Source organism: Salmonella sp. 32120201201600049SM (genome assembly GCF_017572835.1).
In the GTDB taxonomy this organism is placed as follows: Bacteria; Pseudomonadota; Gammaproteobacteria; order Enterobacterales; family Enterobacteriaceae; genus Salmonella; species Salmonella enterica.
The window spans coordinates 785591-809519 of sequence record NZ_JAGESA010000001.1; the positions used below are offsets into that span (position 1 = coordinate 785591).

At 52.4% G+C, this 23929-nt stretch carries 25 protein-coding genes and 1 riboswitch; of the genes, 12 read left to right on the plus strand and 13 right to left on the minus strand.

The genetic code is table 11. From position 1 onward, the window contains the following. Window positions 1-57 precede the first annotated feature (57 nt). The 3 genes from J4650_RS03900 to J4650_RS03910 form a co-directional block, all read right to left on the minus strand. Window positions 58-639, minus strand: coding sequence for a Slp family lipoprotein (locus J4650_RS03900; RefSeq protein ID WP_000290594.1), 582 nt, complete (start codon window positions 637-639; stop codon window positions 58-60). Between the two features lie 71 nt (window positions 640-710). Next, window positions 711-1406 carry a tRNA (adenosine(37)-N6)-threonylcarbamoyltransferase complex dimerization subunit type 1 TsaB gene (tsaB, locus tag J4650_RS03905; protein WP_001221017.1) on the minus strand — a complete coding sequence of 232 codons (696 nt, stop codon included), beginning with the start codon at window positions 1404-1406 and terminating at the stop codon, window positions 711-713. Window positions 1407-1463: 57 nt separating this feature from the next. Next, window positions 1464-3374, minus strand: coding sequence for an ATP-dependent DNA helicase (locus J4650_RS03910; RefSeq protein ID WP_000128800.1), 1911 nt, complete (start codon window positions 3372-3374; stop codon window positions 1464-1466). A 131-nt stretch (window positions 3375-3505) separates the two neighbouring features. Here J4650_RS03910 and J4650_RS03915 point away from each other — a divergent pair, with 131 nt between their 5' ends. After that, a complete protein-coding gene (locus J4650_RS03915) occupies window positions 3506-3850 on the plus strand; it encodes a RidA family protein (RefSeq protein ID WP_000029550.1) in 345 nt (114 codons plus the stop codon). Between the two features lie 5 nt (window positions 3851-3855). On the opposite strand, the gene J4650_RS03920 is transcribed toward J4650_RS03915, so the two are convergent. Continuing rightward, a complete protein-coding gene (locus J4650_RS03920) occupies window positions 3856-4035 on the minus strand; it encodes a YoaH family protein (protein WP_000457328.1) in 180 nt (59 codons plus the stop codon). 80 nt (window positions 4036-4115) lie between these two features. Here J4650_RS03920 and pabB point away from each other — a divergent pair, with 80 nt between their 5' ends. The 4 genes from pabB (at window position 4116) to J4650_RS03940 (ending at window position 9429) form a co-directional block, all read left to right on the plus strand. Further along, complete coding sequence (pabB, locus tag J4650_RS03925) at window positions 4116-5480, plus strand: aminodeoxychorismate synthase component 1 (RefSeq protein WP_023994269.1); 1365 nt, start codon at window positions 4116-4118, stop codon at window positions 5478-5480. Between the two features lie 3 nt (window positions 5481-5483). Beyond that, window positions 5484-6062, plus strand: a complete 579-nt coding sequence (locus J4650_RS03930; RefSeq protein WP_000381544.1) for a CoA pyrophosphatase — start codon at window positions 5484-5486, stop codon at window positions 6060-6062. A gap of 263 nt (window positions 6063-6325) precedes the next feature. Then, complete coding sequence (gene sdaA / locus J4650_RS03935) at window positions 6326-7690, plus strand: L-serine ammonia-lyase (RefSeq protein ID WP_000624277.1); 1365 nt, start codon at window positions 6326-6328, stop codon at window positions 7688-7690. A gap of 137 nt (window positions 7691-7827) precedes the next feature. Further along, on the plus strand, window positions 7828-9429 hold the full coding sequence (locus J4650_RS03940) for a cyclic diguanylate phosphodiesterase (RefSeq protein ID WP_001192523.1): 1602 nt from the start codon (window positions 7828-7830) through the stop codon (window positions 9427-9429). 21 nt (window positions 9430-9450) lie between these two features. On the opposite strand, the gene yoaE is transcribed toward J4650_RS03940, so the two are convergent. Beyond that, window positions 9451-11010, minus strand: a complete 1560-nt coding sequence (gene yoaE / locus J4650_RS03945) for a CNNM family cation transport protein YoaE (protein WP_000421815.1) — start codon at window positions 11008-11010, stop codon at window positions 9451-9453. Window positions 11011-11482: 472 nt separating this feature from the next. Between yoaE and manX the strand changes: the two genes are divergently transcribed. The 5 genes from manX (at window position 11483) to mntP (ending at window position 15661) form a co-directional block, all read left to right on the plus strand. Then, window positions 11483-12451: a PTS mannose transporter subunit IIAB gene (manX, locus tag J4650_RS03950; RefSeq protein WP_000150523.1), complete on the plus strand. Its 969-nt coding sequence runs from the start codon at window positions 11483-11485 to the stop codon at window positions 12449-12451. A 52-nt stretch (window positions 12452-12503) separates the two neighbouring features. Beyond that, window positions 12504-13304 carry a PTS mannose transporter subunit IIC gene (gene manY / locus J4650_RS03955; protein WP_000406918.1) on the plus strand — a complete coding sequence of 267 codons (801 nt, stop codon included), beginning with the start codon at window positions 12504-12506 and terminating at the stop codon, window positions 13302-13304. Window positions 13305-13316: 12 nt separating this feature from the next. Next, the gene (locus J4650_RS03960) at window positions 13317-14168 is read left to right on the plus strand and encodes a PTS mannose transporter subunit IID (protein WP_001518647.1); all 852 of its coding nucleotides are present in this window, start codon (window positions 13317-13319) and stop codon (window positions 14166-14168) included. 58 nt (window positions 14169-14226) lie between these two features. After that, on the plus strand, window positions 14227-14685 hold the full coding sequence (locus J4650_RS03965) for a DUF986 family protein (RefSeq protein ID WP_000156274.1): 459 nt from the start codon (window positions 14227-14229) through the stop codon (window positions 14683-14685). 196 nt (window positions 14686-14881) lie between these two features. Continuing rightward, a riboswitch (yybP-ykoY riboswitch) is annotated at window positions 14882-14983 on the plus strand. 111 nt (window positions 14984-15094) lie between these two features. Continuing rightward, the gene (mntP, locus tag J4650_RS03970; RefSeq protein WP_001518359.1) at window positions 15095-15661 is read left to right on the plus strand and encodes a manganese efflux pump MntP; all 567 of its coding nucleotides are present in this window, start codon (window positions 15095-15097) and stop codon (window positions 15659-15661) included. Here mntP and rlmA read toward each other — a convergent pair. From rlmA to mgrB, 6 genes are all read right to left on the minus strand, one after another. Then, the gene (gene rlmA, locus J4650_RS03975; RefSeq protein ID WP_023993321.1) at window positions 15658-16467 is read right to left on the minus strand and encodes a 23S rRNA (guanine(745)-N(1))-methyltransferase; all 810 of its coding nucleotides are present in this window, start codon (window positions 16465-16467) and stop codon (window positions 15658-15660) included. The two genes, mntP and rlmA, sit on opposite strands and share 4 nt — an antisense overlap. A gap of 65 nt (window positions 16468-16532) precedes the next feature. Then, a complete protein-coding gene (gene ftsI / locus J4650_RS03980; protein ID WP_000730322.1) occupies window positions 16533-18278 on the minus strand; it encodes a peptidoglycan glycosyltransferase FtsI in 1746 nt (581 codons plus the stop codon). A 219-nt stretch (window positions 18279-18497) separates the two neighbouring features. Then, the gene (gene cspE / locus J4650_RS03985; protein ID WP_001062678.1) at window positions 18498-18707 is read right to left on the minus strand and encodes a transcription antiterminator/RNA stability regulator CspE; all 210 of its coding nucleotides are present in this window, start codon (window positions 18705-18707) and stop codon (window positions 18498-18500) included. Between the two features lie 12 nt (window positions 18708-18719). Next, window positions 18720-18863 (minus strand): DUF2627 domain-containing protein, encoded by a 144-nt coding sequence (locus J4650_RS03990; RefSeq protein WP_001537930.1) that lies wholly within the window; start codon window positions 18861-18863, stop codon window positions 18720-18722. Window positions 18864-19511: 648 nt separating this feature from the next. Beyond that, window positions 19512-19799 (minus strand): YebO family protein, encoded by a 288-nt coding sequence (locus J4650_RS03995; RefSeq protein WP_001000660.1) that lies wholly within the window; start codon window positions 19797-19799, stop codon window positions 19512-19514. Between the two features lie 70 nt (window positions 19800-19869). Then, window positions 19870-20013, minus strand: coding sequence for a PhoP/PhoQ regulator MgrB (gene mgrB, locus J4650_RS04000; RefSeq protein WP_000714547.1), 144 nt, complete (start codon window positions 20011-20013; stop codon window positions 19870-19872). 157 nt (window positions 20014-20170) lie between these two features. Here mgrB and yobH point away from each other — a divergent pair, with 157 nt between their 5' ends. Next, entirely contained in the window at window positions 20171-20410 is a 240-nt protein-coding gene (gene yobH, locus J4650_RS04005) for an invasion protein YobH (protein ID WP_001236777.1), read from the plus strand. A 211-nt stretch (window positions 20411-20621) separates the two neighbouring features. On the opposite strand, the gene kdgR is transcribed toward yobH, so the two are convergent. Further along, window positions 20622-21413 carry a DNA-binding transcriptional regulator KdgR gene (kdgR, locus tag J4650_RS04010; protein WP_001262197.1) on the minus strand — a complete coding sequence of 264 codons (792 nt, stop codon included), beginning with the start codon at window positions 21411-21413 and terminating at the stop codon, window positions 20622-20624. 175 nt (window positions 21414-21588) lie between these two features. Between kdgR and J4650_RS04015 the strand changes: the two genes are divergently transcribed. Continuing rightward, window positions 21589-22962: an MFS transporter gene (locus tag J4650_RS04015; RefSeq protein ID WP_000416139.1), complete on the plus strand. Its 1374-nt coding sequence runs from the start codon at window positions 21589-21591 to the stop codon at window positions 22960-22962. Between the two features lie 47 nt (window positions 22963-23009). Here the strand turns inward: J4650_RS04015 and htpX are convergent, their stop codons facing one another. After that, on the minus strand, window positions 23010-23891 hold the full coding sequence (gene htpX, locus J4650_RS04020; RefSeq protein WP_000984498.1) for a protease HtpX: 882 nt from the start codon (window positions 23889-23891) through the stop codon (window positions 23010-23012). Window positions 23892-23929: the final 38 nt, after the last annotated feature.

A 23929-nucleotide genomic window follows, 5' to 3' on the forward strand; every position in this document is an offset into this window, starting at 1 on the left:
CTATGAATGCAGAAACAGCGGACCAGCCGCTGTTTCTTTTATTGATAAAACAAAGAGTTACTCTGTTACTATCGTCTGAACCTCTGCGGGTCCAGGGTTATACCACCCCCAACCGCCATAGCCATAAGGCCAGGCGCGTCCGCCGTAAAACCACGGATCGATCGGCTGTGGAGGCATGACGACCTGCTGAACAAGATGCCAGCGTTTATAGCCGGTAGCCTGCATCAGCATAAATTTATACGGCGTATTGCCGATTTTACCGTCAACCGTGCCGGTTATCGGGCCGACAACGGTAACTAACTGGCCACGGAAGTCCACCGGGTCCAGAAAACCGTTCACATCGGCAAAAATTCTGCCGCGCGAGGCTTCGCCCAGAACAGGACGCGCGCCGCTGTCGAGCGGTACGGTCGCGATTTCAAGCCGGGTTTTTCCCTGCTGATTTTGTACCGCCACAACTTTACCGCCGAAACGCGCCTCTTGCCCGATATAGAGTTGTGGCGCATTCATCACCCGCACCAAATCCTGCTGCGGCGTCGGACTCGAACCTTTAATGGCATCCGGGATAGTCACGCAACCACTCAGCATAAGCGCAAAAGCGCACGCCAGCGCCCCTTTTATTAACCTTTTTTGAACCGCCATGATGCGACTCCTTTTTCTCGACCTCTATTCCACCCCACAGCATAAAGTATGGGAGGTAATAGTAGTGAGAGTCATTCTTTGCCGGGAAGTTTCTTCCACGCCACTTCGTTACGCAAATAAACCGGCTCGGCATGTTCCACGGCAACGGTCTCTCCTGCCGCCAGCTTTTGACTGGCGATGGGCAACATATCTTCCGCTGCCGGGAGCGACACCTCCCCATCATGAAGCGTCAGGCCGCACTCCTTCGCCAGATCGGGCCACGCGGACCAACCCGTTCCTACCGTCGCCCACTCGCCGGAAAGCTGTTTCAACCGCTCGCCGACCCGTTCCGGTTTCAGCACCGCTTCCGTCTCTTCGCCCTGCCAGACGCCCTGCGCATCACGCTGGTATTCCGCCCAGTACACTTCGCCCATCCGCGCGTCAATCGCGGCGAGTACGCGGGTCGCGCCGGTTTTACGCCACGCGCCCTGCGCCATCGTGGCAAGCGTCGAAACACCGATCATCGGCAGATTTGCCCCTAACGCCAGCCCTTGCGCAATACCAATGCCGATACGCACGCCGGTAAAGCTGCCCGGACCGCGCCCAAACGCCAGCGCATCTATCTCATTGAGCGAGACGCCGCTGGCGGCCAGAATCTCCTGCACCATGGGCAGGATACGTTGAGTGTGTTCTCGTGGACAAAGCTCAAAGTGAGCATTGATAGTACCGTTGTTCCACAGGGCGACAGAACAGGCCTCTGTGGCGGTATCGATAGCCAGAATTCGCATGAGGTTTCGTGCTTAGATCAATAAAATAGCGCGCATCTTACCATACTCCGTAACAAATTACTCGGCGGATGGAATCGCAAGAAAGCGAACGGCACGGGCGATATCACGCGTGCGCGGCGCAGGAGGCAGGCTGGCGAGAAACGTGGCGCCATAGGGCCGCATCACCAGCCGGTTATCACAAATCACTAACACCCCGCGATCGTCCGCATCGCGAATTAGCCGCCCCACCCCCTGCTTCAGCGTAATCACCGCATCGGGCAGTTGAACCTCATCAAACGGATCGCCACCGCGCAAACGACAGTCTTCCATTCGCGCTTTTAACAACGGGTCGTCCGGGGAGGTAAACGGCAATTTGTCGATAATCACCAACGATAACGTATCGCCGCGCACGTCCACCCCTTCCCAGAAGCTGCTGGTGGCGACGAGCAGCGCGTTGCCGGCGCTAACAAATTGCTGTAACAGTTGGCCTTTACTGGTTTCCCCTTGCAATAACACTGGCAGCGTCATGGTGGCGCGAAACTGCTCCGCCAGATCGCGCATCATGGCGTGCGAGGTGCACAGCATAAAACATCGCCCGTTATTGGCTTCGATAATCGGCCTGAGCATAGCCGCCAACTGTCGCGCCGCGCCGGGCTGGTTGGTTTGCGGTAGGTTACGCGGTACGCAGAGTAACGCCTGGCGCGTATAGTCGAATGGGCTGGGCAGCAGCATGGATTCTGCCTGTTCAATTCCCAGACGGGCGGTAAAGTGGTGAAGATCATCATTTACCGATAACGTGGCCGAGGTAAAAATCCAGCTACCGGGTTTCTGTTCCATCACCTCTTTGAATTTGTCCGCCACGGTGAGCGGCGTCAGCGCCAGGGTGAAATGGCGCGAAGTGCACTCATACCAGTAGCTGTATCCCGGCTGATTGATCTCTTTTAAGCGTTTCAGCCGTGAACGGTATAGCGTGGCGCGTTCAAAAGCCGCATCCAGCAGCGCCGAACGGCCCAGCAACAGCTTCGCCACGTCGTAACAAAGCTCCAGCGTATCATCCAGCAGTAAAAATGCCCGTTGGATACGTGGGTCGGCTAACAGTTCACGCAAATTTCCCCGGTAGCCGGGCTCCCCCAGTTGCAGACGAAAATCCTGGGCGCTCTGGGCAAGGCGATCGGCGCATTTTTGCAACTGTTGAGTGTCTTTCAGTTCCGTCCGGTAGGCGATGGTGATGTCTTTTGCTAAATCCAGTAACTGACGGCTGGAGAGCGATTGTCCGAAATACTGGCTGGCGATGTCAGGCAGTTGGTGGGCTTCATCGAAGATCATTACTTCAGCCTGAGGGATAAGTTCGCCAAACCCGCTCTCTTTAACCACCATATCCGCAAGAAAAAGGTGGTGGTTTACAATCACCACATCCGCGTCCATCGCCTTTTTACGCGCTTTCACCACAAAGCACTCTTTGTAGAGCGGGCAATCGCTGCCAAGGCAGTTGTCGTTGGTACTGGTGACCAGCGGCCAGGCCTGGGAATCTTCCGCCACGCTGACGCAGGTGCTGATATCGCCATCCCGCGTCTGATTTGACCAGGAGCGCAGCAATATCACGTCGCTTAACGTTTGTACCGGTAAATCGCCGCCCGCCAGCGCTTGTTGTTCCAGACGCTCCAGGCAGAGGTAGTTTGAACGTCCTTTCAACAGGGCCGTCTTACCGGTAAACGCCAACGCTTTTGCTACCGTCGGCAGATCGCGGCTGTAGAGTTGATCCTGCAACGCTTTCGACCCGGTCGAAATAATGACTTTTTTCCCGGCGCGCAACGCCGGAGCGAGGTAAGCATAGGTCTTCCCGGTTCCGGTGCCGGCTTCAACAACCAGAGGCTGCGCATTTTCAATCGCTTGTGTTACGGCAACCGCCATTTGTCGCTGTGGTTCGCGCGGTTTAAAGCCAGTTATCGCTTTGGCCAGTTGGCCATCTGCTGCAAAATCGTCCGTCACACTGCCCCCTGTTAATTTGCACAGGGGATTATGTCAGGGTAGAAAGGCTTACGCCAGTTACAGAGGTGACGGCGGCGCCACATTGTGGCAGTCTTGAGCCATTCAAATGGAAAGCAAATGAGGAATAAGTGATGTCTATCGTGCGTATTGATGCCGAAGATCGTTGGTCAGACGTGGTGATCTACAATAATACGCTGTGGTATACCGGCGTGCCGGAAAACCTCGACGCCGACGCTTTTGAGCAAACGGCGAATACTCTGGCGCAAATTGATGCGGTGCTGGAAAAACAGGGCTCCAGTAAGTCACGTATTCTGGATGCCACTATTTTCCTGAGCGATAAAGCGGATTTTGCCGCCATGAATAAGGCGTGGGATGCGTGGGTCGTCGCAGGCCATGCGCCGGTACGCTGTACCGTACAGGCCGGGTTGATGAACCCGAAATATAAAGTTGAGATTAAGATTGTCGCGGCGGTATAAGCCGCTTATTCGTCTTCATCCTCAAAACGCGCCACTATCCGTTCGCCGGTATGGTTGGCGCGAAGTTCGCCCGCTACCTGGGCAATCGCTTCTCCGCTGCTCATACCTTGCGACATCAATTCCTGGATACGTTCTACGGCTTTTTGCTGTTGTTCATGACTGAGTGAAGGTAAACCTGCAAACATGATTAACTCCTGCTAAATTGTTAGCGCTAATTATTTCACGCTACCCGGCGGTAAGCCAGTAGTGTTGTAACGAGTCAGGAATGATGAAGACGTTATCTCCCACTGTTATCACCTTACCCTGGCGTCCGGACGCCGCTGAACACTATTTTGCGCCCGTAAACCATTTGCCCTGGGCGATGCTGCTGCATTCAGGTGATGCTATTCATCCCTATAACCGCTTTGATATTCTGGTCGCCGATCCTGTCACCACGCTGACCACGCGCGCGCAGGAAACCACGGTATGTACTGCGCGCACGACTACCGTCACTCTCGACGATCCGTTACACGTTTTGCAGACTCAACTGGAGGCGCTGCCTTTTCATCCTCAGCCTGACCCTGACTTACCCTTTCAGGGCGGCGCGCTGGGTCTGTTTGGTTATGATTTAGGGCGGCGTTTCGAAATTCTGCCCGATACTGCCGCGCGCGATATCGCTTTACCCGATATGGCGATTGGCCTTTACGACTGGGCGCTGATTGTCGATCACCATAAACAGGTAGTGTCGCTGATAAGCTATCACGATGCAGACGCCCGATATCGCTGGCTCACCAGCCAGCGCGCGCCAACCCGAACGCCCTTCAGGCTTACCTCGGCCTGGCAATCCAATATGACGCGTTGCGAGTATGGCGAGAAGTTTCGTCAGGTGCAGGCCTGGCTGCACAGCGGGGACTGCTATCAGGTCAATCTTTCCCAGCGTTTTCAGGCGAGCTACGAGGGTGATGAGTGGCAGGCTTTCGAACGCCTTAACCGCGCAAATCGCGCCCCGTTCAGCGCCTTTCTTCGTTTACATGACGGCGCCATATTGAGCCTTTCTCCCGAGCGTTTTATCCAACTGGAGAACGGTCATATTCAGACGCGCCCGATCAAAGGTACGCTTCCACGGCTTAACGATCCGCAGGCGGATCGTCAGCAGGCGCAGAAACTGGCTAATTCAATGAAAGATCGCGCTGAAAATTTGATGATTGTCGATTTGATGCGTAACGATATTGGCCGGGTCGCCGTGCCGGGTTCGGTGAAAGTGCCGGAACTGTTCGTCGTCGAACCATTTCCTGCCGTTCACCATCTGGTTAGCACCATTACCGCCCGTTTACCGGACTCGCTTCATGCTACCGACCTGCTGCGCGCGGCTTTCCCCGGCGGCTCCATTACCGGCGCGCCTAAAGTGCGGGCAATGGAAATTATCGACGAACTGGAGCCGCAGCGACGCAACGCCTGGTGCGGTAGCATCGGTTATCTGAGTTTCTGCGGCAAGATGGATACCAGTATTACTATCCGCACCGTCACGGCAACGCAGGGCCAACTCTATTGCTCAGCCGGCGGCGGTATCGTGGCCGATAGCAACGAAGAAGCGGAATATCAGGAAACTTTTGATAAAGTTAATCGTATCCTGCACCCACTGGAGAACTAATACGTGGATACCAGCCGTCTGACGCTCGATCATTTCTTATCGCGCTTTCAGCTTTTGCGCCCGCAGATGACTCATGAAACGTTAAATCAACGTCAGGCCGCCGTACTGATCCCTGTGGTTCGCCGCCCCCAGCCGGGGCTGCTGTTGACCCAGCGGGCTATTCATTTGCGCAAACACGCCGGACAGGTCGCCTTTCCCGGCGGGGCCGTGGACAGTACCGATGCTTCGCTTATCGCCGCAGCGCTTCGCGAAGCGCAGGAGGAAGTCGCCATCCCGCCGCAAGCCGTGGAAGTGATTGGCGTTTTACCGCCGGTAGACAGCGTGACCGGTTTTCAGGTCACCCCGGTGGTCGGCATTATTCCGCCAAATCTCCCCTGGCGCGCCAGTGAAGACGAAGTGTCTGCGGTGTTTGAAATGCCGCTGGCGCAAGCGTTGCAACTGGGTCGATATCATCCGCTTGATGTTTACCGTCGCGGCAATTCGCACCGCGTATGGCTCTCCTGGTATGAGCATTATTTCGTCTGGGGCATGACCGCAAACATTCTTCGTGAGCTGGCGCTGCAAATCGGCGTAAAGCCCTGACTGTACACAACGCCATTCACGTTGCCTCAAGGCGGTAACAATCGCCTCCCCCAAAGAGGCAGCCTGAAGGGCAACGTGTATATACTTAACTTTACGTGCGCAAGACACGACTTGAGATTACTGTCGCAATATTAGTAAAAACGCGGTTATTCATTAGTTTAATTCATGTGAATAGTTAAGCTGATGCCAGCGTTCCCTCTTACACTATGCGCAGTTATAACATCGTAACCGGAAGCCCCGGTTGCCCTGTCAGGAGTATTATCGTGATTAGCCTATTCGACATGTTTAAGGTAGGGATTGGTCCCTCCTCTTCCCACACTGTTGGCCCGATGAAGGCCGGTAAACAGTTCGTCGATGACCTGGTCGAAAAAGGATTACTGGATAACGTTACCCGCGTCGCTGTCGATGTCTACGGCTCGCTGTCGCTGACGGGGAAAGGTCACCATACCGATATCGCCATTATTATGGGTCTGGCGGGTAATGAACCCGCTACCGTGGATATTGATAGTATCCCCGGTTTTATTCGCGACGTCGAAACGCGCGAGCGTCTGTTACTGGCCCAGGGACGTCACGAAGTCGACTTCCCGAAAGATGACGGAATGCGTTTTCACAACGGCAATTTGCCGCTGCATGAAAACGGGATGCAGATCCACGCCTGGCATGACGACACGGTCATTTATAGCAAGACGTACTATTCCATCGGCGGCGGCTTTATCGTTGATGAAGAGCATTTCGGCCAGGAAGCGACGAATGAGGTTACTGTACCTTATCCGTTTAAATCGGCGAAAGAAATGCTGGAGTATTGCAACAGTACCGGCCTTTCACTCTCCGGCATGGTGATGCAAAACGAACTGGCGCTGCATAGCAAGAAAGAGATTGAAGAGTATTTCGGTCACGTCTGGCAGACCATGCAGGCCTGTATTGATCGTGGTATGAATACCGAAGGCGTGCTGCCGGGGCCGCTGCGCGTACCGCGTCGCGCCTCTGCGCTGCGTCGTATGCTGGTTTCCAGCGATAAGCTTTCCAGCGATCCGATGAACGTCATTGACTGGGTGAACATGTTTGCTCTGGCGGTGAACGAAGAGAACGCCGCAGGTGGTCGCGTCGTGACGGCGCCAACCAACGGCGCGTGCGGCATCGTGCCTGCGGTACTGGCTTACTACGACCATTTTATTGAGTCTGTCAGCCCGGATATTTACACCCGCTACTTCCTGGCGGCAGGCGCTATTGGCGCGCTGTATAAGATGAACGCGTCTATTTCCGGCGCGGAAGTCGGCTGTCAGGGCGAAGTCGGGGTCGCCTGTTCGATGGCGGCGGCAGGCCTTGCTGAACTGCTGGGCGCCAGTCCGGAACAGGTTTGCGTTGCCGCTGAAATCGGCATGGAGCATAACCTGGGGCTGACCTGCGACCCGGTTGCCGGTCAGGTGCAGGTGCCGTGTATCGAACGTAACGCCATTGCTTCGGTTAAAGCGATCAACGCTGCGCGTATGGCCATGCGTCGAACCAGCGCGCCGCGCGTCTCGTTGGATAAAGTCATCGAAACGATGTACGAGACCGGAAAAGACATGAACGCAAAATACCGCGAAACGTCGCGCGGCGGGTTGGCTATTAAAGTCCAGTGTGATTAAACGCCGTTTCCCCTCCCTTCGCCCATCTGCTACGGATGGGCGAAATTTTTATCTCTTCCTCGTCGACTCCACGTTTCCCCACTACACTTGCTGTGTCGCGGTTGGCTTTTGTCGCCAACGCTTATTGGGCGGCCCGCATGCAAACAGCACAACGGATCATCAATCATTATCGCCGTAATCGTTTCATTGTTTGCACGATTTGTGCACTGGTCACGCTCATTCTTACGTTGAGCATCCGATTTATTTCGGAGCGGAACTTAAATCACCATCGCACGGTTGCATTCGCGAATCATGCCGTTGATGCGCTGGATAATGTGCTGCATCCTCTCCTGGTCGGACGAAACATACTGCTACCCTTACTTGAGCTTCCGTGCGCGACCGCGCATTTGCCGTTGCGTAAGCAAGCCGCCCGCCTGCAAACCATTCGTTCTATCGGGCTGGTAAAAGAGGGAATTCTCTACTGCTCAAGCATTTTTGGCGCCCGTAACACTCCCATACGCCAGCTTCAGCCCGATCTTCCCGCAGTTGGCGATCTGCTGCTACTTTCCACGGACCAATCGTTACTCAAGGGAAGCCCGATCCTCATTCAGTGGTATCCCGCCTCTGCCGATGGCCAGGATGGCGTGATGGAAATTGTGAATATTGACTTGCTGGCGACTATGCTACTTGAGCCTCAGCAGCCGCAAATTACCAGCGCCAGCCTGACGGTCGGCAAACGGCACCTGTTATATGGTCGGGGCGTGGTCGATACTCTTCCGGAATTAAAAAAAGATGAAGAGCGTTACCAGCTTTCATCGCGGCATTTCCCTTTTACTATCAGCGTCAGCGGGCCGTCGGCAGGCGTACTGGCGTTCAAACATCTCCCGACGCAGTTACCGCTGGCCGTATTGCTTAGCCTGTTGATCGGTTATATCGCCTGGCTGGCAACGGCCAGCAGAATGAGCTTTTCCTGGGAAATTAATCTGGCCCTTGCCGAACGGGAGTTTGAGCTATTTTGTCAGCCGTTGCTTAATGCCCGCACGCAGCAATGTACCGGCGTTGAGATCCTGTTACGCTGGAACAACCCGCGCCAGGGCTGGATCTCACCGGATGTTTTTATTCCTATCGCCGAGGAACATAACCTGATAGCGCCGCTGACCCGCTATGTGATTGCGGAAACCATTCGGCAGCGGCACTACTTCCCCATCAACCATCAGTTTCATATCGGCATCAATGTAGCGGCAAGCCATTTCCGACACGGCGTGCTTCTCAAAGATCTTAATCAGTACTGGTTTAGTGCGGAACCTGTTCAGCAACTGGTGCTGGAGCTCACGGAACGCGACGCGTTGCTTGACGTTGATTACCGCCTGATGCGCGAGCTGCATCGTAAAGGCGTGAAGTTAGCCATCGATGATTTTGGCACAGGAAACAGCTCGCTCTCCTGGCTGGAAAAACTGCGGCCGGATATTTTGAAAATCGATAAATCCTTCACCGCCGCCATCGGTACCGATGCGGTCAATTCAACGGTGACCGATATTATTATCGCGCTGGGGCAAAGACTGAATATTGAACTGGTGGCGGAAGGGGTCGAAAACCAGACGCAGGCACAGCATTTGCGCCAGCATGGCGTGCAAATGTTACAGGGCTATCTCTATGCGAAGCCGATGCCCATTAGCGAATTTCCACAGTGGCTGGCGGGCAGCGCGCCGCCGCCCGCCCGGCATAACGGACAGATTATGTCCGCGATGCCGCATCTATAGACTTGATTCCTGCGTGTGACGTTATTCCTCTTCGTCGTGGGCAGGCTGTTCTTTAACAATCCGAACCAGATCGACACGGTAGTCGTTGGCCTCGACAATGGTGATCCGCAGTGGCGGAACATCAATGACATCGCCTACACGAGGAATATGGCCATTAGCGGCGATCACTAACCCCGCGACCGTCGCAATATCGCCCTCTTCGTTCACCAGATGGTCAACTTCCAGCGCCTGCTGTAACGCATGAAGATCGGTGCCGCCCTTCACTATCCAGCCCTCGGCATCGGCAACGATTTCCGGCGTTTCATCGGCATCCGGGAACTCACCGGCAATCGCTTCCAGCACATCCAGCGGCGTAACCAGCCCCTGCACCACGCCGAACTCGTTAGTGACGATAACGAAACTGCCGCGCGCGCGACGCAAAACGCCTAACAGATTGATAGGATCAAGCGTTTCCGGCACCACTATCGCCGGAGAAGACGCGGCGATAGCCGCAACGTCCGCGCCCTCTTCCAGCGCCACCAGCAACTCTTTCGCCCGAACGATACCGATAATTTCATCCAGCTCGCCCCGACATACCGGGAACAGGCTATGCGGAGAAGAGAGTAACTGCTGACGGATTTCAGCTACGCTGAGATTCGCATCCACCCAACTAATTTCGCCTCGCGGCGTCATAATGCCGCGCAGGGAGCGCGACGCCAGAGTCAGTACGCCGTTAATCATGTAGCGTTCTTCTTCGGCGAAGGCGCCTTCCGACACCGATATCGCGGCCGGGCTATCCGTCTCATGTTGCGTACTTGCCTGACGTTTACCGCCCATCAGACGCAGGATAGCGTCCGCAGTACGCGCGCGCAGCGGCAACGTGGACTGATGACGAATAAAGTTGCGGCGCGCAATCTGGTTAAACACCTCGATAACGATCGAGAAACCAATTGCCGCGTACAGGTACCCTTTCGGAATATGGAAACCAAACCCTTCCGCCACCAGGCTCAAGCCGATCATCAGCAGGAAACTCAGACAGAGCACTACCACCGTCGGATGCTGGTTGACAAAACGGGTCAGCGGTTTTGACGCCAGTAGCATCACCGCCATCGCAATCACCACCGCCGCCATCATAACCGGCAGATGGTTTACCATACCTACCGCCGTAATCACGGCGTCCAGCGAGAAGACCGCATCCAGGATGACAATCTGCGTGACTACCACCCAGAAGCTCGCATAGCCTTTACCGTGTCCGGTGTCATGCTCGCGGTTTTCCAGACGTTCATGCAGCTCGGTGGTCGCTTTAAACAGCAGGAATATACCGCCCAGCAGCATAATTAAATCGCGGCCGGAGAAGGTAAAATCCCAGACGGTAAAGAGCGGCTTTGTTAAGGTCACCAGCCACGAAATAATGGACAGCAGCGCCAGACGCATAATCAGCGCCAGCGAGAGCCCGATAAGACGCGCTTTGTCACGCTGCTTTGGCGGCAATTTATCGGCGAGGATCGCGATAAAGACCAGGTTATCGATACCCAGGACAATTTCCAGGACGACGAGCGTGAGTAAACCCACCCAAATTGAGGGATCCATTAATAATTCCATGACAAGCTCCTGCTTAAGGAATGACTAAACGGCGCCCACAACATCTCAAAGGATGCAGGCGGTAACGCAATAAACAAAGTAAGGCTATGGCAAGATATGCCAGATTGACAGGCGCAAAACGGCCAAAGAGTGAAATGACGTCGGTGACGATCCATACAACGGGCTGCTGCCCTATACCCCATTCTAATTAAACGGAATCTAAACATAACAGAGACAACTGGTTTTTGGCAAAGATTTACCTTCCTTTGCAAAGAGATGTAACCGGGATATTTTACACTTCGAAATTTCTCATTATCGAAAACAAAATTACGGATCTCCATCACACAAAATATTTTTTTCGATATCTAAAATAATTCACGAAAATCATGCGTTTTTCGTTGTAACCCTCATCTGAATCGATTCGCTTGCGGACGGCGATTCAAAAAATACATCTGTCAAGTTGATGTGTTGACAATAATAAAGGAGGTAGCAAGTGACCATTGCTATTGTTATAGGCACACATGGTTGGGCTGCAGAGCAGTTACTTAAAACAGCCGAAATGCTGTTAGGCGAGCAGGAAAACGTCGGCTGGATCGATTTCGTTCCAGGCGAAAATGCCGAAACGCTGATCGAAAAGTACAACGCTCAGTTGGCTAAACTCGATACCAGTAAAGGCGTGCTATTTCTCGTTGATACATGGGGAGGCAGTCCGTTTAATGCTGCCAGCCGCATTGTCGTCGATAAAGAGCGCTATGAAGTTATTGCCGGCGTCAACATCCCGATGCTGGTCGAAACGTTTATGGCTCGTGACGACGATCCAAGCTTTGACGAGCTGGTCGCACTGGCGGTAGAAACCGGTCGTGAAGGCGTAAAAGCGCTGAAAGCGAAACCGGTAGAAAAAGCCGCGCCAGCGCCAGTCGCCGCCGCGCCAAAAGCGGCCACGCCGGCAAAACCGATGGGCCCGAATGATTATATGGTTATCGGGCTTGCCCGTATTGATGACCGCCTCATTCACGGTCAGGTCGCTACCCGCTGGACCAAAGAGACCAATGTCAGCCGTATTATTGTTGTGAGCGATGAAGTCGCGGCGGATACCGTACGTAAAACGCTGCTGACGCAAGTTGCGCCGCCGGGCGTTACGGCGCATGTGGTTGACGTCGCGAAGATGATTCGCGTCTACAATAACCCGAAATACGCCGGCGAACGCGTGATGCTTCTGTTTACCAATCCTACCGACGTCGAGCGCATCGTTGAGGGCGGCGTGAAAGTCACCTCCGTGAACATTGGCGGTATGGCCTACCGTCAAGGTAAAACGCAGGTGAACAACGCCGTTTCCGTCGATGAAAAGGATATCGAAGCCTTTAAAAAGCTCAACGAGCGCGGCATCGAGCTTGAGGTGCGTAAAGTTTCCACCGATCCGAAACTGAAAATGATGGATTTAATTGCCAAAGTGGCGAAATAACCGCCGGCATTTAATTAGCTTTCACACTTAAGATAGCAATAGGAGAAGTACAATGGAGATTACCACTCTTCAGATTGTGCTGGTGTTCATCGTCGCATGTATCGCAGGTATGGAGTCGGTACTTGATGAATTTCAGTTCCACCGTCCGCTGATCGCCTGTACCTTAATCGGCGCCGTTTTGGGGGACATGAAAACCGGTATTATCATCGGCGGTACTCTGGAAATGATCGCTCTGGGCTGGATGAACATCGGTGCTGCCGTTGCGCCTGATGCCGCACTGGCGTCCATCATCTCTACCGTTCTGGTCATCGCCGGGCATCAAAGCATTGGCGCCGGTATCGCGCTGGCGATTCCGCTGGCGGCGGCAGGCCAGGTACTGACCATTATCGTTCGTACCATCACCGTGGCATTCCAGCACGCGGCGGACAAGGCGGCTGAAAACGGCAACCTGACGGCGCTCTCCTGGCTGCACGTTTCTTCTCTGTTCCTGCAGGCAATGCGTATCGCTATCCCGGCGGTTATCGTTGCCATCTCCGTAGGCACCAGCGAAGTACAGGGGATGCTGAATGCGATTCCTGAAGTCGTCACGGGCGGTCTGAACATCGCCGGCGGCATGATCGTCGTGGTTGGTTATGCGATGGTTATCAACATGATGCGCGCAGGCTACCTGATGCCGTTCTTCTACCTCGGTTTCGTCACCGCGGCTTTCACAAACTTCAACCTGGTCGCACTGGGTGTCATCGGCGCAGTGATGGCTATTCTTTACATCCAGCTGAGCCCGAAATACAACCGTGTAGCGGGCGCGCCTGCAGCGGCGGCTGGCAATAACGATCTCGATAACGAACTGGACTAACAGGTGAGCGAAATGGTTGATATGACTAAAACTACCACCGAGAAAAAACTCACTCCGAGCGATATTCGCGGCGTATTTCTTCGTTCTAACCTGTTCCAGGGGTCATGGAACTTCGAACGTATGCAAGCGCTGGGCTTCTGCTTCTCTATGGTGCCGGCGATTCGTCGCCTGTATCCGGAGAATAATGACGCGCGTAAACAGGCGATTAAACGTCACCTGGAGTTCTTTAACACCCATCCTTACGTTGCGGCGCCGGTACTGGGCGTGACCCTGGCAATGGAAGAAAAGCGTGCGAACGGCGCAGAGATTGACGATGGTGCTATCAACGGCATCAAAGTCGGTCTGATGGGACCGCTGGCAGGCGTCGGCGACCCTATCTTCTGGGGTACCGTCCGTCCGGTATTCGCGGCGCTGGGCGCAGGTATTGCAATGAGCGGCAGCCTGCTTGGTCCGCTGCTGTTTTTCATCCTGTTTAACCTGGTGCGTCTGGCGACCCGCTATTATGGCGTAGCTTATGGCTACCGCAAAGGCGTCGATATCGTTAAAGATATGGGCGGCGGCTTCCTGCAAAAACTGACTGAGGGGGCGTCAATCCTCGGCCTGTTTGTCATGGGGGCATTGGTTAACAAGTGGACGCACGTGAATATCCCGCTGGTGGTCTCCACCATCACCGGTCAGGATGGTCAGACCCGCGTTACCACCGTGCAAACCATTCTCGACCAGCTGATGCCGGGTCTGGTTCCGCTACTGTTGACCTTTGCCTGTATGTGGCTGCTGCGTAAGAAAGTTAACCCGCTGTGGATTATCGTGGGCTTCTTCGTCATCGGTATCGCCGGCTACTCCGTAGGACTGCTGGGTCAGTAAGGCTGTTGTACACTACCGGGGCCAAACGGCCCCGTTTTTTTATTTCTCTGGAGGATAAATGACTATCACGGACCTGGTGCTGATTCTCTTTATTGCCGCATTATTGGCTTACGCTCTCTACGATCAGTTCATCATGCCCCGTCGCAATGGCCCCACTCTGCTTTCTATAGCCCTGCTCCGCCGCGGTCGCGTAGACAGCGTTATCTTCGTTGGGCTGGTCGCCATCCTTATTTATAACAACGTAACCGGCCACGGAGCGCAGATGACCACATGGTTATTAAGCGCGCTGGCGTTAATGGGGTTTTATATATTCTGGATCCGCACGCCACGGATCATCTTTAAACAACGTGGCTTTTTCTTCGCCAATGTCTGGATAGAATATAACCGTATTAAAGAGATGAATTTATCGGAAGACGGCGTACTGGTGATGCAATTAGAACAACGACGCTTGCTTATCCGTGTACGCAATATCGACGATCTGGAAAAAATATATAAACTTCTTATTGAAAATCAATAATCTAAGATATAGCCTCAACTATGTTTTTCGAATTTTATTTCGAATCATAATATAGCTAAGGCTATATTTTCTATTGACCAATTGTTATTTAATTTAACGTTTTATTGATGAATAAATCTAAATGAAAATCGTTTTCAATTAGAAGGCAAATAATATTTTATCGCTGTTGTTTTATATTCTAAAAATATGTTAATGTTGCGCCGTCAATTGGGGAGTAGCCGATTTCCAGACTCCGGAAATGTACGCGTCAACATACTCGTTGCAAAACGTGGCGCGTACGGACCAGCCGCCGCTGGTCAGGCGAGACCATAGGCGCATCAACTGCTGTGTATTTCGTCACAGAATGGCGACATGCATGTTTGCTGGGGGCAGTGATGTGTTTAATGGATACCCCGGTCAGGACGTTGTCATGCACTTTACTGCTACTGTTCTTCTCGCTTTCGGCATGTCGATGGATGCTTTCGCGGCATCAATTGGCAAAGGCGCCACCCTACATAAACCCAAATTCTCAGAAGCGTTGCGTACCGGCCTTATCTTTGGCGCGGTTGAAACGCTGACCCCGTTAATCGGCTGGGGGCTGGGGATATTGGCGAGTAAATTCGTTCTGGAATGGAACCACTGGATAGCCTTTGTTCTGCTGATCTTTCTGGGCGGACGCATGATCATCGAAGGTATCCGCGGCGGTAGTGATGAAGATGAAACACCGTTACGCCGCCACAGCTTTTGGCTATTAGTCACGACGGCTATCGCGACCAGCCTCGATGCGATGGCGGTTGGCGTCGGTCTGGCGTTTTTGCAGGTAAACATCATCGCTACCGCATTAGCTATCGGTTGCGCCACGCTTATCATGTCCACCCTCGGAATGATGATCGGTCGCTTTATCGGCCCAATGCTGGGTAAGCGTGCTGAAATTCTCGGCGGGGTCGTACTGATAGGAATTGGCGTCCAGATCCTCTGGACGCATTTTCACGGTTAACGGTTACGCTGCCAGAGATGAAGGTTGAAATCCGTCTGGCAGCTAAGTCCGGCGCTGGCAGCCAGTTGTTCCCACACTTCTGGTCTGGCGCGCCAGGCAAATGGCGTCATTTGCAACAGTGCTACAGCCGCTTCGGCGGTGAGCTGCATGTGATAAGCAAGGCGGGTACTCTGCTGCAATGTGAATCCGTCGAGCTGCTCGGTATACGGCGCATGTAAACGCACCTCATCATAAATGAGCCCTTTTAGTTCCATCAGATGATGCGGTCCAGGCGTGGCGGTAACGACCCAACCACCTGGTTTCACCACGCGCGCCAATTCCTGCGCCTTACACGGGGCGTAGATTCTGATCACCGCATCCATTGACGCATCGGCAAAGGGCAGTCGATGGCTTGACGCCACACAAAACTTCACCTGCGAATAGCGCTTCGCTGCCGCTTTGATCGCCGTTTTAGCAACGTCCAGTCCAAACGTGGTGACTCCCGGCAACGCCTCGGCAAAAGCATGAGTGTAATACCCCTCGCCGCAGCCGATATCCAGAATCGCCGTGGCCGACTGACCCAGCCGCTCGCGCAACAGGTTAATCACGGCATCGCGCAGCGGCTGATAATGGCCTGCATCAAGAAACGCTCTCCTTGCCTGCATCATTTCGGCGCTGTCGCCCGGATCGCGCGAACGTTTATGCTGTACCGGCAGCAGATTGATGTAGCCCTCTTTCGCCACATCAAACTGATGGCGCTGTGGACATATAACGCTGTTATTAATCTGCGTAAGCGGCTGATGGCAAAGCGGACAGGTAAACGACATGACAACTCCGGACTGGGGCGCTAAAGGGCGCAAGTGTAACGCGAATTGCGCCCCGGGAAAATCCTTTACGAGCCCGGAACCGCAACGTGGCTGCCATGCATCACCAGAAGGTGATCTGAATCGGCTGGCATACCGTCTGGCTCAACATTTTCCAGCCGCAGCACATCGCCCATGATCTGGCTGAATACGGGCGCAGATACCGCGCCGCCATAATAAGCCCCGTTTTGCGGATTATTAATCACCACCACCAGCGCAAATCTGGGGTTACTTGCCGGCGCGACGCCTGCGGTATATGCCACATACTTATCGACGTATTTACCATCATCGCCAATTTTTTTCGCCGTCCCGGTTTTGACCGCAATACGGTAGTCTCTTACTGCGGCTTTTGTTCCGCCGCCGCCAGGCAACGCGACGCTCTCCATCATATGTTCCACCTCGTGCACCAGTTCTTCCGGCATTACCCGCGTGCCGATCACGGGCGGATCAACTTTGGTGATCGATAACGGACGGTAGATACCAAAGCTGCCAATCGTGGCATAAACATGCGCCAGTTGCAGCGGCGTCACCATTAATCCATAGCCAAAAGCGAAGGTAGCGCGATCTAAATCACTCCAGTAACGGCGTTTCGGTAATAACCCGCTGCTCTCTCCGGTGAGACCCAGTCCGGTAGGCACGCCGAAACCAAAGCTTTTATAAGTATCCATTAATTTCTGCACCGGCATCGCCAGAGAAAGGTGAGAAACGCCGGTATCGCTGGATTTTTGCAAAATGCCGGTTAATGTCAGTTCCGGATAGTAACCGACGTCGCGGATACGGTGTCCATCGAGAGTAAAAGGATGGGTATCGATAACACTGTCCGGCTGCACGATGCCCTGCTGTAACGCAGTCATAATGACCAATGGCTTCACAGTAGAACCGGGTTCGAAAGTGTCGCTAATCGCGCGGTTACGAAAATCGTCCAACTGCGCGCCTTCACGGTTGTTCGGATTGAAATCCGGATAGCTCGCCATCGAGAGAATTTCACCCGTTGGGATGTTAATCAATACGGCAGCGCCGGATTCCGCTTTGTTCCAGATGACGGCGTTATCCAGCGCATCTTCGGTAACCGTTTGCAGACGTTCATCAATGCTAAGCTGAAGTTCATGAGCAGGAACCGGATTCACTTCCGTAATGTTCTCAATAACGTGACCAAATTTATCTTTACGCACCAGTCGGGAGCCCGGTTTTCCCGTCAGTTGCGCGTTAAAGCTTTTTTCAATACCTTCTATTCCCTGCCCGTCGATATTGGTAAAGCCGATCAAATTGGCCGCTACGTGTCCGGCAGGGTAAAAACGGCGCGACTCTTCCCGCAGGTTAATACCCGGTAGATTCAGTTTATCTATCCATTCGGCTTGCTGGGGTGAAACCTGGCGCGCAAGGTAGATAAAACGGCCTGCCGGGTTACTGTTTACCCGTTCCGCAAGCGTACTGAGAGACAGATGTAAGGCGCTGGCCAGCGCCTGCCAGCGCTCATTGTAGCCAACGCCGCCTTTGCTTATGATAGTCTTCGGATCGGCCCAGACAGCATTAACCGGAACGCTCACCGCTAAGGGCCGCCCTTCTCTGTCGGTGATCATGCCGCGTGGAGAGGCCGTGGTCACTTCACGAAGCGAGCGCATATCTTCTTGTTTCACCAGTTTCGACGGCGTAACAATTTGCAGCCATGCCACCCGCCCTAACAACAATGCCATACTGAGCAGAATGGCAGTGCAAAGTAGTGCAAAACGTATGGGCGTAAAATTACGGGTATCGCCGTCGCTTTTCTTTTTCACCTGATCTCCAGCCGAATCATTTTTCAGGTGATTGATTTAACGGGAAACGGCCGGAAAAACCAGAAAAAACAATGCTAATAACCTCGAGCCTTTGCAACAAATCGCTAACGAGAGCGCATCCAGACACATTTTGAAGGATATTGAATTAAAAAGCCCCGCTTTTAGCGAGGCTTTATATCTGAGGCTGACGCGACAAACGCATCAAATCAGTGGTGTCGATCAGATAGCTGTTACGTTAACAGCAGCCGGACCTTTCTGGCCGTCCTGAATTTCGAACTCAACGTTCTGGCCTTCAGCCAGAGTTTTGAAACCATTGCCCTGGATAGCGGAGAAGTGTACGAACACATCTTTGCTGCCGTCAGCCGGAGTAATGAAGCCAAAACCTTTGGATTCGTTGAACCACTTAACTTGACCTTTAATCTTTGCCATTTGCAAAATTCCTTAGAGTGTTTTCTTTGCCCGTAGGCATAACATAGATAAAACTGAGACATTACTGCTTGAGGCACTAATATAAGGTTCGGCAGAGAAGCGGTATTCAACGTCAACGTGTTTACTCAGGACTTCTTTACTGAAAATGCCACACATAAACAGAACTGTACCTCGTTTAACCCAAAGCCTGTTATCACATACAACGTTAATTATGGCAAGCCATTTTTAAACGTGTCTCGATCCGTCGCACAAATTACGAGAACCTTCACAAATTGACAGCACGTTTATGCAACAAAATTGCGAAAGATATATCCTTACGCGCTGACGGACTTCTGACAACGTCACTGCTGAAAAGCCATTTTTCTACCATAGCTCAATAACTTCGCTTCTTCCAGTGCATCAAATCACATTTAAAAGCTGTATTTTTCATATCACTTTTTATGCTGAGTTATGCATAAATTGTCACAATGATAAAAAACACCTTTTAATCAAAATAATAGAAAAGAAAAGCGATTCTCGACACCGCTTTTTGTGATGTTCTGCGTCTTTACAGAATGCCTTAAAATAATGAACAAACAATGACAATCCATAAAGAGATAGAAACGTTTCGCTTTTAAGAGAGAATGAGCAGTATCACAAAAATGCCATATGTCCATTTGTTATACATATAAAACTATGTTGCATATAAAGCCATATATTATGTAAGGTGTTGATGCTGTAGTATCAGTTGCAAACGGCAACGCGGAGAGATCCGACGGGGAAATGGGGCGTATGGCACTGGCGCCATTTGCGCCCCGGTAAGCATTATCGTTCTGCAACCAGACGAATGATGTCCTCATCCTCTTTTGGTTCGCTTGCCGCTGTTGCGGGTTCCGCTTCTTTTTCTGGTTCGTTTGCTTCGCAAAGGCGACGTAACAACGCGTTTTGCCGCTTCTGTTGATCCAATAACGCTTCGAGCAGTTCTATCTGCTCGTTGGCACGGGAACTTGCCCGGTTGACAAAGAACCAGAGCGCCAGCCCCACCACCAGAACCACCATTGATACTATTAAAGATGCAAGAGAAAACGCACCAGAGTTTAAAACGTCGTTCATTTCACCACCTCAATGTAGAGACGTCATTCTACCACTGCTACACGGGAAGGAAATCTCTGGTGTAAAACGTTTACCAGGGAATAAATTTATTGATGGCGCAAATACCGCTGAAAAATTGTACATCCTGATCGCACATGATATTAAACACCTGCGCCCACAGCAACAGGCATACTACCACCACGATGCCGAGAACGACCCATCGAAATTTTTTCACTCCACTCTCCGATCTTACATCTTATGTCGCTAAATTATCATGAGTTACTTAAACCAGGAGTAACTGTAGCGGCATTATATGTTTTTAGGAATGATTCACTTGTTTCAATCAATGTACACGCTACTCTTATTCTAACTAAAAAAGAAAAGAGGTAGTAATGCGTTTGATCATTCGCGCAATTGTATTGTTTGCCCTGGTGTGGATAGGCCTGCTGATGAGCGGCTATGGCATCCTGGTGGGAAGTAAAGTGAACGCTGCGGGGCTGGGTTTACAGTGCCATTACCTGACCGCACGCGGCACCAGCACGGCGCAATATCTCCATACCAACAGCGGCATTATCGGCTTTTCCGACTGTCCCATTTTCAGAAAAATCGCCACCGTGGTGGATAATGGCTAAGCGGCAATAAATAATTTCACAGTGAAACTATCACCAATAATTCCCCTATATTGGCTGTTGTTCATAAGTACTGTTAAATAATATTTTAATAACCGTTAAATAAGCCGACAGATATTATCTACTTTTACGATTTCATCCCACCCGATGTTATAAAAAAAGCAGCTACATTTTTCGTAGCTGCTTTTTTTTAACGTCATGCTAATAACGTTGCTTAGAAGGGATAATCGTTGTAACCCATTTGTTCAGAAATTTTACGCGCGGCGACGTGTAACATAGCCACATATTCCTGCAGGCGTTCTTCTGAAAAACGCAGCGTCGGGAACGAAATGCTTAACCCTGCGATGACTACGCCAAAACGGTCAAATACCGGTACGCCGATACAACGTAACCCTTCTTCCTGTTCTTCGTTATCTTCACCGTAGCCTTGCGCACGCACTTCATCCAACAGCGGCAGCAACGCTTCAGTGCTGGTAATCGTGCGTCCCGTGCTTTGCTTATACTCTACGCCGTCGAGAATCTGCTTAACCTCATCACGGTCGCGCCAGGCCAGAAGCACTTTACCGATGGCCGTACTGTACAGCGGATTACGACGCCCAATACGTGAGTACATCCGCAGATTGTACATAGAGTCAATTTTATGGATATAGACAATGCTGTCTTCATCCAGCGCGCCAAGATGGATAGTTTCTTTTGTCAGACGAGACAGTTCGCGCATCTGAATGTCCGCACTGCGGATGAGATCAACATTTTGCAACGCTCGCGCGCCCAGCTCAAACAGCTTTAGCGTCAGAGAGTATTTTTCAGACTCCCCCTCCTGAGCCACGTAGCCCAGCGTTTTCATGGTTTGCAAAAAGCGATAAACGGTGCTTTTCGACATCATGACGCGCTGCGATAGCTCGGTAATCCCTATTTCACGCTCTTCACCCAGCGCCTGCAGAATGCCGAAAACTTTCAGCACAGAAGATACAGAATCAGGCTGCTTATCCAGATCTGCGTTTGCCATTTATCACCTCATTACGAGCGTTTTATAAAATTCAGAACGAGTTTTTATTATAATTTCACGCCAGGTCGCCCGCAATCCATCTTTGCTTACTTCGTTACAAATCTGCGACATAACAACTCAGTATTAATGCTAACATTATTATTCAGCTCATAATTCCCCTTATTACAAAATACTTATGGAAAAAACACGGGCCGATGGCCTGCCCCTCCCGCAGAGATACGGCGCTATCCTGACGATTATTATCGGTATTTCGATGGCGGTTCTGGATGGCGCAATCGCTAATGTCGCACTGCCAACCATTGCGACTGATTTACATGCCTCCCCTGCCAGCTCTATCTGGATTGTCAATGCGTACCAAATCGCCATTGTCGTCTCACTGCTTTCCCTGTCTTTTTTAGGCGACATGTTTGGTTATCGCCGGATCTACAAATGTGGTTTAGTGGTATTTCTGCTTTCATCATTGTTTTGCGCGCTTTCAGACTCGCTGCAGATGCTGACGCTGGCGCGCATCGCGCAGGGATTTGGCGGCGCGGCGCTAATGAGCGTAAACACGGCGCTGATTCGTCTTATCTACCCCCAGCGTCATCTGGGACGAGGCATGGGAATTAACTCTTTTATCGTCGCAGTCTCTTCCGCCGCGGGTCCGACGATCGCCGCGGCGATTTTGTCCATCTCATCATGGAAATGGCTGTTTCTGATTAATGTCCCGTTAGGTATCATCGCGTTAATTCTGGCCATACGCTTTTTACCAGCAAACATCGCCCATGACACTAAGCCGCGCTTTGACTTACCGAGCGCGGTAATGAATGCGCTCACATTTGGCCTGCTGATTACCGCATTGAGCGGCTTTGCCCAGGGACAGTCGCTAACGTTAATTGGCGCAGAGCTGCTCGTTCTGGTCGTGGTCGGGTTTTTCTTCGTGCGCCGCCAGCTTTCTTTGCCCGTCCCTTTGTTACCCATCGACTTGTTACGAATTCCGCTTTTTTCACTCTCGATCGGCACGTCAATTTGCTCGTTCTGCGCGCAAATGTTAGCCATGGTCTCGCTACCTTTTTATCTGCAAACCGTGCTGGGCCGTAGCGAAGTAGAAACCGGCCTGTTATTGACGCCCTGGCCGCTGGCAACGATGGTAATGGCGCCGCTGGCGGGATACCTGATAGAACGTCTTCATGCCGGTTTGCTGGGGGCGCTGGGAATGGTGATAATGGCAGCCGGGTTGTTTGCGCTGGTCATGTTGCCCGCCTCCCCCTCCGATCTGAATATTATCTGGCCGATGATCCTTTGTGGCGCAGGGTTTGGCCTGTTCCAGTCGCCGAATAATCACACCATTATCACTTCCGCGCCGCGTGAGCGCAGCGGTGGCGCCAGCGGGATGCTGGGCACGGCGCGACTGTTAGGCCAAAGTACTGGCGCCGCGCTGGTAGCGCTGATGTTGAACCAGTTTGGCGATAGCGGTACGCATCTTTCTCTGCTCGCAGCGGCGATCCTAGCGACTCTCGCGGCGGTGGTGAGCGGTTTACGTATTACGCAACCACGCGTTCAGGCGTAAAAAAAGCGCGTCATTCGACGCGCTTTTCATACTTGCCAGTGGGCTTATTATTTCAGGTACTCACCGCTACGCAGCGCTTCAATGCGTTTATCCAGCGGTGGGTGCGTCATAAACAGCTCGCTTAACGATTTCGATTTACCGTTAATACAAAACGCCATCATGCTGGTCGCTTCTTGCGGCTCGTAGCTGGTTTTCAGGCGCTGCAACGCGGCAATCATTTTTTCACGGCCAACCAGCTTCGCCGATCCCGCATCGGCATGAAACTCACGGTAACGGGAGAACCACATGGTGATGATGCTCGCCAGAATACCGAAGACCAGTTCCAGCACCGTCGCAACGGCGAAATAGATTAGCGGATTACCGTTACTTCCTTCGCCTTCATCGCGGTTGCCGCCCAGAAAACCAGCAGCAATTTGCGCGATAATGCGCGAAATAAAGATAACGAAGGTGTTAACCACCCCCTGAATCAACGTCATCGTCACCATATCGCCATTGGCAATATGGCTGATTTCATGCGCAATGACGGCTTCCGCTTCGTCAGGGCTCATGTTTTGCAACAAACCGGTGCTCACAGCGACCAATGAGGCGTCACGGCGTGCGCCCGTCGCAAACGCGTTAATGTCCGGCGCATGGTAGATAGCAACCTGCGGCATGGCGATACCGGCCTGGCGCGCTTGCGTTGCTACGGTGTTCATCAACCAGCGTTCTCTTTCATTGCGAGGCTGTTCAATAACTTCCCCTCCTACGGATTTTAACGCCATCCATTTGGACATCAGCAATGAAATAAAAGAACCGCCAAAACCAAACAGCAGCGCCATGATCAGCAAGCCTTGCACGCTGCTCGACTGTATCCCTGTCAGGCTCAGAACCAGCCCGAAAACGACCATCACGGCCAGGTTCGTCAGCAGGAAGAGCGCGATTCGCATCATAATTTTCTTTTAACCTCAATTTAACAAAGCGCACTATG